General features: G+C 67.1%; 11 protein-coding genes and 2 pseudogenes. 9 read left to right on the forward strand and 4 right to left on the reverse strand.

The window, feature by feature from the left end; genetic code table 11:
• Positions 1 to 120: 120 nt before the first annotated feature.
• Positions 121 to 843, reverse strand: a complete 723-nt coding sequence (locus tag E2E34_RS35625; RefSeq protein ID WP_167518368.1) for a histone protein — start codon at positions 841 to 843, stop codon at positions 121 to 123.
• Positions 844 to 1,395: 552 nt separating this feature from the next.
• Here E2E34_RS35625 and E2E34_RS37255 point away from each other — a divergent pair.
• Positions 1,396 to 1,530, forward strand: a pseudogene (locus tag E2E34_RS37255) (STAS domain-containing protein); the annotation flags it as partial.
• A gap of 1,013 nt (positions 1,531 to 2,543) precedes the next feature.
• Positions 2,544 to 3,188, forward strand: a complete 645-nt coding sequence (locus tag E2E34_RS24105; RefSeq protein ID WP_138904015.1) for an IS5 family transposase — start codon at positions 2,544 to 2,546, stop codon at positions 3,186 to 3,188.
• A 31-nt stretch (positions 3,189 to 3,219) separates the two neighbouring features.
• Here E2E34_RS24105 and E2E34_RS24110 read toward each other — a convergent pair whose 3' ends face one another.
• Positions 3,220 to 3,624: a hypothetical protein gene (locus tag E2E34_RS24110; RefSeq protein ID WP_138904016.1), complete on the reverse strand. Its 405-nt coding sequence runs from the start codon at positions 3,622 to 3,624 to the stop codon at positions 3,220 to 3,222.
• Positions 3,625 to 3,665: 41 nt separating this feature from the next.
• On the reverse strand, positions 3,666 to 4,091 hold the full coding sequence (locus E2E34_RS24115; protein WP_138904017.1) for a DUF4259 domain-containing protein: 426 nt from the start codon (positions 4,089 to 4,091) through the stop codon (positions 3,666 to 3,668).
• 169 nt (positions 4,092 to 4,260) lie between these two features.
• Here E2E34_RS24115 and E2E34_RS24120 point away from each other — a divergent pair, with 169 nt between their 5' ends.
• Positions 4,261 to 4,737, forward strand: coding sequence for a DUF6461 domain-containing protein (locus tag E2E34_RS24120; protein WP_244316036.1), 477 nt, complete (start codon positions 4,261 to 4,263; stop codon positions 4,735 to 4,737).
• 175 nt (positions 4,738 to 4,912) lie between these two features.
• Here the strand turns inward: E2E34_RS24120 and E2E34_RS24125 are convergent, their stop codons facing one another.
• Entirely contained in the window at positions 4,913 to 6,160 is a 1,248-nt protein-coding gene (locus tag E2E34_RS24125) for an outer membrane protein assembly factor BamB family protein (protein WP_138904018.1), read from the reverse strand.
• Between the two features lie 369 nt (positions 6,161 to 6,529).
• On the opposite strand from E2E34_RS24125, the pseudogene E2E34_RS24130 reads away from it, so the two are divergent.
• The 6 genes and pseudogenes from E2E34_RS24130 to E2E34_RS24155 form a co-directional block, all read left to right on the forward strand.
• Positions 6,530 to 7,006: pseudogene (locus E2E34_RS24130) on the forward strand (IS5 family transposase); the annotation flags it as partial.
• A 73-nt stretch (positions 7,007 to 7,079) separates the two neighbouring features.
• Positions 7,080 to 7,394 (forward strand): hypothetical protein, encoded by a 315-nt coding sequence (locus E2E34_RS24135; RefSeq protein WP_138904019.1) that lies wholly within the window; start codon positions 7,080 to 7,082, stop codon positions 7,392 to 7,394.
• Positions 7,395 to 7,554: 160 nt separating this feature from the next.
• Positions 7,555 to 7,899 carry a hypothetical protein gene (locus E2E34_RS24140; protein WP_138904020.1) on the forward strand — a complete coding sequence of 115 codons (345 nt, stop codon included), beginning with the start codon at positions 7,555 to 7,557 and terminating at the stop codon, positions 7,897 to 7,899.
• A complete protein-coding gene (locus E2E34_RS35630) occupies positions 7,896 to 8,207 on the forward strand; it encodes a hypothetical protein (RefSeq protein WP_167518370.1) in 312 nt (103 codons plus the stop codon). Before E2E34_RS24140 ends, E2E34_RS35630 begins: the two co-directional genes overlap by 4 nt.
• A gap of 514 nt (positions 8,208 to 8,721) precedes the next feature.
• Positions 8,722 to 8,850 (forward strand): SEC-C metal-binding domain-containing protein, encoded by a 129-nt coding sequence (locus tag E2E34_RS37260; protein ID WP_369334632.1) that lies wholly within the window; start codon positions 8,722 to 8,724, stop codon positions 8,848 to 8,850.
• 129 nt (positions 8,851 to 8,979) lie between these two features.
• Complete coding sequence (locus E2E34_RS24155) at positions 8,980 to 11,202, forward strand: hypothetical protein (RefSeq protein WP_138904022.1); 2,223 nt, start codon at positions 8,980 to 8,982, stop codon at positions 11,200 to 11,202.
• The last annotated feature ends 459 nt before the right edge of the window (positions 11,203 to 11,661 follow it).

The following is an 11,661-nucleotide window of genomic DNA, read 5'->3' on the forward strand; positions in this document are numbered from 1 at the left end:
CGCTTCACCCGACCGGACCGACCCACGATCCACCCGCGATGTTGAGCCGCTCGAAGCGCGCACACTCGCGGATTTCGGATCGCGCGCTATCGCCCGGGCGAGGTCGTTCGTCCTGGCTGGTCATCTGCGGCCGCTCTTGCGGGCGGGCTGTTCCTCTGCGCTCCTGGAGGTAGCCATCTTGCCGGCCGCCTTCCTCTCCGCAGCCTTGCGGTCCATCGCCTTCTTGGCGGGAGGATTCTTCGGCCCCGGCCTCCTGTCGGTAGGCTTCTCAGCCGTCGCCCCCTTCGCCGGGCGGCGCCGAGAGGTTCTGGCAGGCTCGGGCTCTTCCTCCCCGTCTTCCCCGGGTTCCTCTTCCTCGTCCTCCCTGAGCTCTTCATCCTCCCCGGGTTCCTCTTCCTCGCCCTCCTCGAGCTCTTCATCCTCCCCAGGCTCTTCTTCTTCGTCCCACGCCTCTTGGTCTTCCGCTTCCTGGCCCTCCCCCTCATCGTCGTAGGCGTCCTCGTCCACCTCTTCGCCTTCCGGTTCACCGTTCGTCTCGCCCGCTGGAGAGCGCGTCCCTTGCTGGAGGGCCCCGGTGAGGGATGCGACACCTCGGTTGGCCATTTCGGACAATGCGGAACGCCCCGAGTCGAGCAACTCCCCGCGAACCAGTTCGCCGAGCTCGGCGAACTGGGGATTCTCGGACAGCTTCCTGACCCCCTCGCCGATCAAAGCCTTGGGATCCAGAGTCCGACCCGCCGCGAAACTTGCAAGACTCAGAGCGAGCTTGCCCGTCTTGGTCCGGCCGATGAGGTATCCCCCCGCGATGCCAGCCGCGAGAGCCGCCTTGGTGCTGTTATCCATGACGCTTACCTTCCAGGCACTGTTGTTCGAATGGCCGACGCGTGCAGCATCCGGCTGTGGTGACTGCCCGCACGACCACACGCCAAGGGACTCACTTCGAGATGCAGATGGCGTTGATCAGTAGCCGTACGGCCCGACTGCCGATGTTGTAGCGCATCAGCCGGCTCCTTTCGGGAGCCTGCGCTGTCCACTACCGCGGCGCGACCCGCTCGGACTGTGTCGCCGGAGACCGCCTCGTTCTCCTCCTTGGACATCGTTCTGCCCGGTCCACGCTTTCGCCGCGTACTCATCCGAACGAAGCGAGCGGCGGGCGCTCTCGTTTCTCTGCTGGCCGGTCTCGTCCACTCCGACGACCAGCCATGCTGCTGGGTGCCCCTGGGCGACTCGGCCCCTCACCGAGCAGGGGCTCGGACGCTCCTTCATTCTTCGCCATGACCTGCCCGCCTCTCGCATTCCGACATAGTTCAGCGAGAAGGGACATCCCCTGCCAAGCCTAGTCGAAATGTGCAATATCTACGGGCGGGGGGCGATCGTGAAGAGGCACGGCGAGCCGTGGATCAGGATCTCCCCGCCCTGCGCACCGGGGCACTGCAGGTCATCGCCGAGGGTCACCCGCACCTGGTTCTGGACTGCACGCGCGTGCCCTTCTGCGACTCATCCGGCTTCAGCGCCCTCATCGGCATCCTGCGCAGCGCGAAAGTCGTCAACGGGTCCTCACGCTGGCTTGTGTACCCGACCGGCTCGCCCGGATGCTGGACCTCACCGGTGTCAGCACCCTCATGCCCTTCTACCCCAGCACCACCGAAGCCCTCGACGCGCACACCGTAGCCGGGAACACGACCACACCGTGAACACCGGACGGCCGGCCGGATTCTGCGCCAGTGACAGGACCGACACGTGGACACTGACGGACACGCTCGGCTCACCCGACGACCTCCCGGACGCCTTCCCGCACCATCCGAGCGAGATCCGCCCGGCTACGCCAGCGTCTCCACGGGCAGTTCGACGCTCTCTCCCCCGCCACCACCCTGCAGCCGGGAACGTGTACGCGCTCCAGGGAGCCCGATACCCCAGGGCCCAGACTGGCCCTCGCCCCGGGGAGCCGCCCGCTCGCCCACAAGTGGCTGGCCAGTACAGCGTGGTGCGAGAACGATGGCATTGGATGGACGCCCCGCACCACACTGGCCTGACGGCGCCACACCACAGGCACCTGCTCGTCAGCCTGCCTCAACCCCAGTGGCCCGTCCCGGCGTACCGAAACGGCGCCGCCCACCACGCTTCACCCGACCGGCCCGTGACCCAAGATCCACCCGCGATGTTGAGCCGCTCGAAGCGCGCACATTCGCGGATTTCGGATCGCGCGCTCCGGGGGCCCCAACGGACCGGGGGCCCACCCCAAGCCACCGGGTCAGCCAGGCGGCATCAGACGCAAACGGACTTCATACGGGACGTCGTCAATGACGTCACGGTCCCCTGGCAACCAGGACTGGAGAACGCCCCATCCGGTACGGGCGGCAGAGCGAAGTTCAGCGCAGCGGATGCAGTAGCGCCCCGGACCACCAGGTGGTCCGGGGCGCTGCACGGGTGCTCGGGAGGCCCCTACGCCTCAACGTACGCGACGATGGTGATCTGTCGAAGGGCCGTGACGTAGTAGATGACGCGGACCCCATCCACGTCGTCGACGGGGTCGCGCAGCAGGGGTGCCGGGCACCGGCCCAGCAGATCCAGACCCGCGCGGACGCGGCCGGCGACATCGACTGGCTGGTCCAGATCGACTCCACCATCGTCCGGGCCCATCAGCACGCCGCCACCACCGGACGAAAAGGGGGAAGCACCGGCAGGACGAACCGGACGATCACGCCCTCGGCCGATCCCGAGGAGGCCTGACCACCAAGATCCACCTCGCCGCCGACGGACAGGGCCGTCCTCTGGCCCTCATGCTCACCGCCGGCCAACGACACGACAGCGTCATGGCACAAGCCCTGCTCGAACGCATACGCGTGCCCCGCACAGGACTGGGCCGTCCACGCTCCACACCCGACCATGTCGTGGCAGACAAGGCCTACAGCTCCCGGGCATTCCGCGCCTACCTGCGACGACGCGGCATCGCCTCCACGATCCCCGAGAAAGACGACCAGAAGAAGCACCGCCGAAACCGCGGCAGTCGCGGCGGCCGGCCACCTGGTTTCGACCGCGAGACCTACCGCCGACGCAACACCGTCGAACGCTGCTTCAACCACCTCAAAGGCTTCCGCGGCATCGCCACCAGATACGACAAGACCGCCACCTCCTACGAAGCAGCGGTCAGCCTCGCCTCATTCCTACTCTGGGCAAGATCCTTTTGAAGACGGACCCTAGTGCTGCGGCCTGGGGGCATCACTGAGAGGGTCCGACTACTCGATCGCGGAACTGCTGAAAGGAGTGCCAGCCCGATGTTTGCCCCGGAGCTATCAGGTCCCCTCCCGCGCAGTCGAGCACTCGGCACCGCAGAGCGTCGGCAAGGCGGAAGACGTGGATCAGCACGTCGTCGCCGGAGCCCCGGATGTGGAGCATGACCGAGTCCACGGGGTCTTCCGAGCCGATGTTGAATTCGATGGACCAAGCATCGCCGGAGAGTTCGCCCCAGGTGGGGTCCGAGAGATCAACTTCGGGACAGGCCTGGGTGACGGCCGCGAGGACGTCGTGCCGCCGGCCGAGCGGGTCCGGGCTGCAGTCGGCGGGGATCTCCTGCACCGAGGTGATGTCGTCAGGCAGGCGGAGGAGAAGCACGTCCCAGCTCATGGTGGCCTTCCGGGGAGAACTCGAGTAGCGGTTGCGGTGGGTCAGATCAGGTTGAGCTGTTCACCTGGAGGCTGCGGCAGCAGCACGTTCTGCAGGCGGCGGATGTTGGCGCGCCAGGATCCGCCATCCGACTCGGCCCAGAGGTCCATCAACTCTGACGGCTCGGTCATGACGCGTTCGAGGGCCTGAAGGGCGAGGTCACGCAGGCCAGTGAGGTCGGGAAGGGGCTCCTCCGGCCCATAAATCGGATCGGCAGGCTCACCCCCAGGACACTGCGCGGCGATAAGGGCGGCCGCAGCTACGGCCCTCTCGGATTCGGGTGCTGCGAGGTAGCCCACGGTGTCGATCACACGTGCGAGAGTGCAGCGGACGGTGCCCTCGCGTTCGCCTGCGGCTGCCTCGTCAAGGTCACCGCCGAAGTCCGCTGCGGTGTCGTTGTCGAAGGGGCCGATGTCCCAGGTGCCCATGGTCTCTCCTGATCATGATGTTGACCGAGGCATCGTGACAGAGGGCACTGACAGCAGCCGCGGAGTCCAGGGATGAGATCGCTTCCCGAACTGGTGGATGTGGCTTCCGATTCCCGCTGACGACCACGGCGTCCTTCCACTGTCAGCGACAGGAGCAAGGATGGTCGGCATGACGAAGACCGGGGTGGACTATGCGTGGTTCGAGAACGACTTTCCAGACATCGCCGAGGCGTACTGCTTCACCCTCGTGCGGGGCCTGTCCCCTGCTGAGCTGATGTCCCGGCTGGAAAGACGACTGGAGGCTCCCTTGCAGGGCATAGTCGAAGTCGTCGACGCCGCCTTCGCCCAGTACGACCTGGAGGATGGTGCCCGCCAGCTGATCGGCATGACGACTGTCGGCGCCTGGACGCTGCTGATCGAGCCAAACGGCTACCTCGGGGTCACCGAAGAACGAGTCCTGCCGGCCTCCGCCGGGGCTAGCTGGGTCTCCCACTTCGTCAACGTCAACGCCGTCGGCACGTTCCTCTGGGCCGAGGACCAGGCCCTGCGACTCTGCTTCGACCCCATGTTCCCCGATGACCGCTGGGGCACCACACCCGACGAACTCCTCGACGTCATGACTCGCATCGGCTTCGTCAGGTGCTGAGTGCGGGAGTCAGTTCGTCCAGCTCTTCAGCGTTGCCGCGATCTCACGGATATCAAAGTGCCGGCGAGGGTCTCCTCGACAAGGTCGCCGGCGCCCTCGCAACCGGCGAGGCGTACACCAGACCCGCCCATCACAAGAAGAGCACCAAGCCCCGCCGACTGGACAAATGACAAGCTCAGACGGCCGGCAGCGCGTACAGCCGCTTGGCGTGCATCGCGGCCAGCCGCTTGCCCGCCGGGACCACGTACCACTTCTGGTTCTCACCGGTGTTGTCGTTGTACGTCCAGCGCAGCTTTCCGGTCGCCGCGTCGAAGGCATGCACGCCGCCGTTTTTGTCGTGCTCGGTCGCGCCGTACAGCGTGCCGCCCATTTTGGCGAACTGCCACGCCTCCGCAGCCTTGCCCACCAGGTCCTTGTTGTGCCAGATCTGCTTGCCCGTTCCGGGGTCCACCGCCCACATGCCGTACGCGCTGTCGGAGGCGTAGAGCACCCCGTCCAGGACCTGCGGATCGTTGAACCAGGTGAACTTCTCATTCGCCAGCGACCAGCGTTCCGTGCCCGCGTCCAGCTCGAACGCCCGCAGCCGCTGCCCGTCCGGCACGATCAACAGGTCCTCGTGCACGGCAAAGCGGTGGTAGTTGGACCTGCCGATCTTCTTCGTCCAGAGCTGCTGGCCCGTCGTCGTGTCGCGGACGGTCACGTTCTTCCGGAAATCGGTGTACGCGAGGCGCCCGCCGACGACCGTGGCGGTGATGCCAAACTCCTCGGTCCCCTTGTCCCGCTTTTCACGCCAGGCGATCTTGCCGAAGGTGGTGTCGATCCCGGCGATCACATTGGTCGGCGTCGAGGAGTCCTCTTCCAGGATCCCGGCGAGGACGTAGACGTGTCGGTCGTCGGCCGCGATGGGGCGCGGCTGCTCGTACTCCTTGCCCAGGCGGCTGCGCCAGGTCTCCTTGCCCGTGGCCGGGTCGAGGCCCACCACGTCGCCGTCGTACTCGGCGCTGGCGAGATAGAGCGTCCCGCCGCCGGTGATCAGCTTGGCACCTGGAATGGTGACGCCCGGCCGTGACCACTTCTCCTTGCCGCTGACGGCGTCACGCCCCACCAGCGGGTCACCCGACACCACGACCGTGTCCCCGATGACCGCGAGCGCGTGGATCCCGGCCAGGTCGTCGTTGGCTGTCTTCTGCTGCCACAGCGGCTTGGGCTCGGTGCCCGGGGGCGGGGTGGTGAAGGTGTCACCGCCCTTGTTGGTGTCACCGCCCTTGCCTCCACCGGGAGTTGTGCCGCCGCCCGACGCGCCCGTTGCCTCCTCGGGTGTGCACCCCCATGCGCCTGCCCCCAGCACGGCCAAGCCGAGCCCCGTCCCGGCCAGCCTGATCGCCTGCCTGCGTGACACCGCGTGCCCGTCACGTCTGCCCATGTCGGTTCCCCGTCCCCGTTTCGCCCGTATGTTGCTGACGCCCCCTCGGGCGTCTAGAGCCCGGTCAGGCTAGCCGTCAGATCTCGGCCAGTCGTCGGGCGGTACGCAACCGGGACGCGTCCGTGAAACTACTGTCACACAAGATCAGTAACTCCTGGCACTCGCGCGTAAGACGTCATCTCATTTGGTGAGTCTGTGCGACGATTCGTCGGCCAGTGGGAAGTCATGAGCGGGAGCGAAGGTCGATGGAGTACGTCAATCTCGATGCGCAGGTCGGCGACTTGTCAGGGGTCTTGAACCCGGCTCGCTACCTGGACCATCTGCCCTCGATCTCCGGTGACCTGCCGCCAGGCGCCCGGGCTTTCGCACGGCCTGGGCCGGTCCCGCGGGGGCTGGACCACGAAGATTCACCTGGCCTGCGAACAAGGACAGAGGCCGTTATCGCTGCTGGTCACAACCGGGCAGCGGGGAGACAGCCCACAGTTCACTGGCGTGCTGGAAGCCATCCGGGTTCCTCGCCTCGGCCTGGGTCGGCCACGGGTCCGTCCGTTGCGGGTGCGGGCCGACAAGGCCTATTCGTCGCGCGCGAACCGTGCCTATCTGCGTCGGCGCGGGATCCGCTGCACGATTCCAGAACCGGCCGATCAGGCCGGCCACCGCAAGCGCCGGGGAATGTCGGGCGGGCGGCCTCCTGCCTTCGACCGTGAGGACTACAAGGCACGGCACGCGGTCGAGTGCGGCATCAATCGGCTGAAGCGGAACCGGGCGGTGGCCACCCGGTTCGACAAGCTCGCGGTTCGGTTCGAAGCTACCGTCCTCATCGCCGCGATCAACGAATGGCTGTGACCTGCCGGAAGTGTCGGTCCCGCGTGTCATTCTGGCCGCGATCAGGTCAGCGGGTTGAGGGGAGACAGGGCCGATGGGGGCTGCGTACTACCGGGCCGAGAGCGAGAGCGGCGACCACGTCGACGACCCGTCCGAGGACGCGCTGTTCGTGCTGATCGACGAACTCAACGACTCGGACAACACCTTCGTCGTCATCCAGCCCGATGAAGACGACCCGGCCTGGTTCACCTCGGTCGCGGTCCTGAATGAAGGGGGCTATGAGGTCGTCCGCCGCGAACATGACGTCGTCACCGAGACCAGCATCGACCGGATCGCACGTGACCTCACGATCTGGATGGCCGCCCGCGACTTTCCCGGACGGCACACCCAGCACACCAGCAACTTCTAAAACACGCCCTAGGGCCGCGACACGGCACCCGATCGAATCGAACAAACGTCCAAGATTGGGATCACGCCGGACTCACGGCAGCGGGCAAATCCCTCGGCTGCCCTTTCGCCTCAAGCCTTACGCACTATCGTGGTGGCGCTGCCCCGAGGAGGAACCGACCATGACCACCGCCCCCCGCCCCTCCAGAGGCGTCCCGCCGATGCCCGAGCGCAGCATCGCCGCACTCCGCGCGGCGATCGCCGCGCACGCCCCGCAGCTGCTGGACGACTTCGAAGCCAACTGGCGGACGAAGATCGCCGACACCTACGACATCGGCGCAGCCCCGGCGTTTCTCGCACGCTGGTGGGGCGAGTACGCCCTGGCGCGCGACCCCGAGCTCGACCACCACGTCCGCGACCTCGAAGCACGTGCCGCACAGTGCACGGATCCGGACAAGGCGAAGGACTTGCTGGAAGAGGCCTCACGGATTCACCACAACGTCCGCAGACTCGGGCCCGGCGAGTGAGCGACGAGTTCACCGGCCCGCCCTGGGCCGCGGACTGGACCAAGCTGGCCGCCGAGTACCGCGACGCTCTACCCGCCCGCGTGCGGGACCTCATCAATGACGCGGTCATCGACCTCATCACCTGCCGTCACCCCTACCGCGACGACGGCCTCGACCTCACGAAAGTCAGTATCGAACCCGTCCGCTCCACCGAACCACGCGGCGCCCACATCCTGTACTTCGACCACGGCCACGGATGGCTGCGCTACACCTTCGTCCACCGCACCGCAGAACCACAGATCATCATCGAAAGCCTCTTCTGGCAGTAACACCCGCCAGCGAACACAGAAACGACCGGACAGCTCCTCGGACACCCGGGAGACGCCACCCGCTCTGAGGGCGTCTCCGAAAGCCAAACGAACCGATTCCGCAGAGTCTTAACGGGTGCTCGTCGGCACCATCAGGATGAGACCTGGAGACGCTGGCGCGAGGGGGAGTCGTTGAAGTTCAGTGATTGCCAGTGTGCACCGGGGCCCGGGCGGCGGTACCCATACCCGCACTGATGGGCAGGCTCGCCGATGCGGGCTTCGGGGCCGACGGTCTTCGACCGCTCCCCCCGGCCGGTCCGGGTCGATGACCGCTGCCGGGATGTCTCGCTCAAGCCACCACTGCCTGTGGTCCTCGACGTGCCTGATGTCGACTTTGAAGGGCAGTGCACAAGAGATCCTCGAGTTCTCGCGCGGTTCTCAGGACGAGGCGTTCGGCGCTGTGGGCCCTTGGGTTCTTGAGCGCGCCGGCGGCTTTCCGGTGCCGCTTCAGGCATGGCGCGCCCGCGGGGAGAGCATGGTCCCTCGCAGCGCGTCTCCGCGGCCGGAAGGGCCCGGGCGCAGCATTGCCAGGAACGCCGCGTGCCCGTGCGGCTCGGGCCGCAAAGCGCGCCGGTGCCACCCCGCCGGGATCCCCGCCAGCTGATTCTTCAGGTTTACGGGCGGCGGGCGGGGCTCGTGGCGAACTACCGCCACTGGTAGCCGACTTGGATGCCGGTTGGCCTGTCAAGGGGAGGGGCGAGGGATAGGCTCGGTGGGGACAAGGGGAGGTCGTGTGACGTACGGTCTGCTGACGCCGGAGGTGCCGCTCGGTCCCTTCGAAGGGACCGAGATTACGGTCTGGTCGGCGAAGGGCAAGCAGGCGAAACTGCATGTTTCAGCGTCGTGTTCCTACATCCGCTCGGCAGGAGTTGCCCGGCGGGAGGTTGCGCTGGACGCCACCGTGGTAGGCCGTTTGTGCCCCAGGTGTGCCGAGTTCGGGGCGTGGGCCCGCCGGGGCACCGGGTTGGGGATCTTTCTGGGGGCTCTGAGCGGACTGGGGCTGCTGTACCAACTCGACAACTACGGTGCGGCTGACGAAGACGCGTACAGCGACGATGATGTCAACCAGGCGGCGGCGGTGCTGAACCGCACGCCTTCCAGCGGCCAGAACGACACGGAGGACCAGGACGAGGACGAGGACGGTGCAGGGGAGGCGTTGCGCGAGGCGCAGGCCGTGCGCGAGCAGGTCTTCGATGAATGGCGACGTGCGGCGTCAAGCCTGCACCGCGCCCATCAGATCCTCAGTCTGTTTCCGTGGCTGGAGCCCTGGGCCGCTCCCCGAGTGCAGCTGAAGAGGGATCGCCTCAACGCGCTGCTGGGACAGGCTTCTCGGCTGGTCACCACTGATGTCCTCATCCTGTCGGCAGCCGTGTCGGCCATGGACGACCCTGCTCTGCCCGAGGACGACCCGGCGTTTACACCGCTCGGTTCCCCGGCGGAGGTGGCACGGCAGCTGAGGTCCCTGTGGCACAGGTGGCAGCACAAGGTAGCCGACGGCTGGGACCATCCCAGCCAGCAAACCTATCTCGCCCACTACCTGACAGACGGCATGAGCAGCCGGCGCAAGGGGCGAGACGAGATGCTGGCCCGCGCCGGGGTGCTGCTTGCCGAGTGGCAGGCCGAGGCGGAGAAGGGCACGGCATCGGGCCAGGCAGAGAGAGACGTGATCGCTCGCCTGCCTCATCCTGACGCTGCAGGGCGGCGCGTCTACGGTGATTCCCCGCTCAGCCGTCTCACGGAATGGGAGCTGGGCGTCCTGGCCTCGTATGCCGTCGAAACGCACTGGGAGCAGTTCACCGTGGCCCTGCGGGTGCCGGAGCCTGTTGCCGCTCGGCTCCTGTCGCGGAACGGGTCGGCGCTCTCCTGCATTGCGCAGGACGCGGCGGTGGCGGCCGCGCCGGAGCTTCCGCCCGAGGAGGAACAGCCCTTGGGCCCAGGGGTGTTCGACGACACACCGGTCAGCGACAGGCGCCCGGTCACTGCCGCGCACCTGCGGGCACTGCGCCTCGCCTCCCGGGATCCCGACCAGCTCTACCTCGTCTTCTCCATGACGGCGGGGCCGGAGGTCATCGCGCTGACCGTCCTGGAGCGGCGCTGCGCTGCCGGATGGGAGGGCGTCATCATCGCCGGCGCCGATGACCTGCCCGGCACGCTCGTTGAGGCCCGGCGCGACGCTGCGTCGGCGGACGGCGCGCCGGACGGGGAAAGCGTGTGGCTGCCGCGTGTCCACGATTCCCTTAACCCGGACTTCGGCCGCAGCTTGAGCACAGGAGAGGGAGAGCGGCTGCTTGTACGCCTGTGCAAGGGGCGGCAGGACGTCAACAGGGCCCTGCGGTCCTTGGCCCTTGCCCGCGGGGTGCGGGACCTGCGAGAACTCGACGGCAGGTACGAAGACGAGGGCCGTCGCCTCGGCCCCTTCACCAGAGATGTCTGGCACGGCCTGCTGGCCATGGAGCAGCTGGATTTGGAACCGTTCGAGCCGGCCTCCGATACAGGCAGCGGTTCGGGCCTTCCGCTGGGAGTCCTCGCACCGGTACAGGTCTATACGACGGACGCCGCCGGGCAGTACCAGGGCCGGGCCCACTCCCCCGCATGCCGGCATCTCCGGGACCGCGGAGTCGCCAGCGACGATGACCTGGTCACGATCGAACAGCTCCTGCAGAACACCAGGTTCGACCCGTGCAGTAAGTGCGGCGGATATGCCATCCGCCGCCTCAGCGAAACCCAGGTCGCCTACTACCGCGCGGCACACCGCCTGCACGACCTCACACAGACCGTCGGCAGGACGACAGCACGTCAGGACATCTCGTCTTTGCTGACGGAACTGGACGAACTCGAGGACCTGCAGTCCACGGACACCTGGTTCGACGGCGCCGGGGCCCGCCGGTGGCGGCGTACCGTCAGCCAACTCCGCAGCACGTTGACAGCCGCGACCCGCGAAAAGTCAGCGCGGTAGCCGACGGCTCCTGGCTCGCTCACGCGCCTGGTCCCGGCGCCTTGGCATCCGGGGGCAGGCGCACAGTGGGGTGGCACGCCACGTGCTGGATGAGGTGACCGCTCGTCACAGCAACAACGAGCCGCTGAACAAGACGCAGGCCAAACTCGACGCCGCACGTGATCGATGGGAAGAGGTGACAGGGCGACGCCCTCGCTGAGCTGCATCGCGCCCCGTCATGCGAGTTCACAGGCTGACTGCGAACCCGCCGATGGAACTACCGCAGTGCTGCTCAAGCAAACCTTCGTGCGGCAACTGCACAGGTGACTGACACCGCTACCACGGCCCTGACCATCGACAACACACCCCATGCTGTACCGATCGGCAACTAACCGACCTGCATAATCACCAAAAACGTCAGCACCAGATCGGCATCCATGACAGCAGCCGAGTCACCCACGACAACCCGCTGAACAGCAG

The organism is Streptomyces albidochromogenes (assembly GCF_005981925.1).
In the GTDB taxonomy this organism is placed as follows: domain Bacteria; phylum Actinomycetota; class Actinomycetes; order Streptomycetales; family Streptomycetaceae; genus Streptomyces; species Streptomyces albidochromogenes.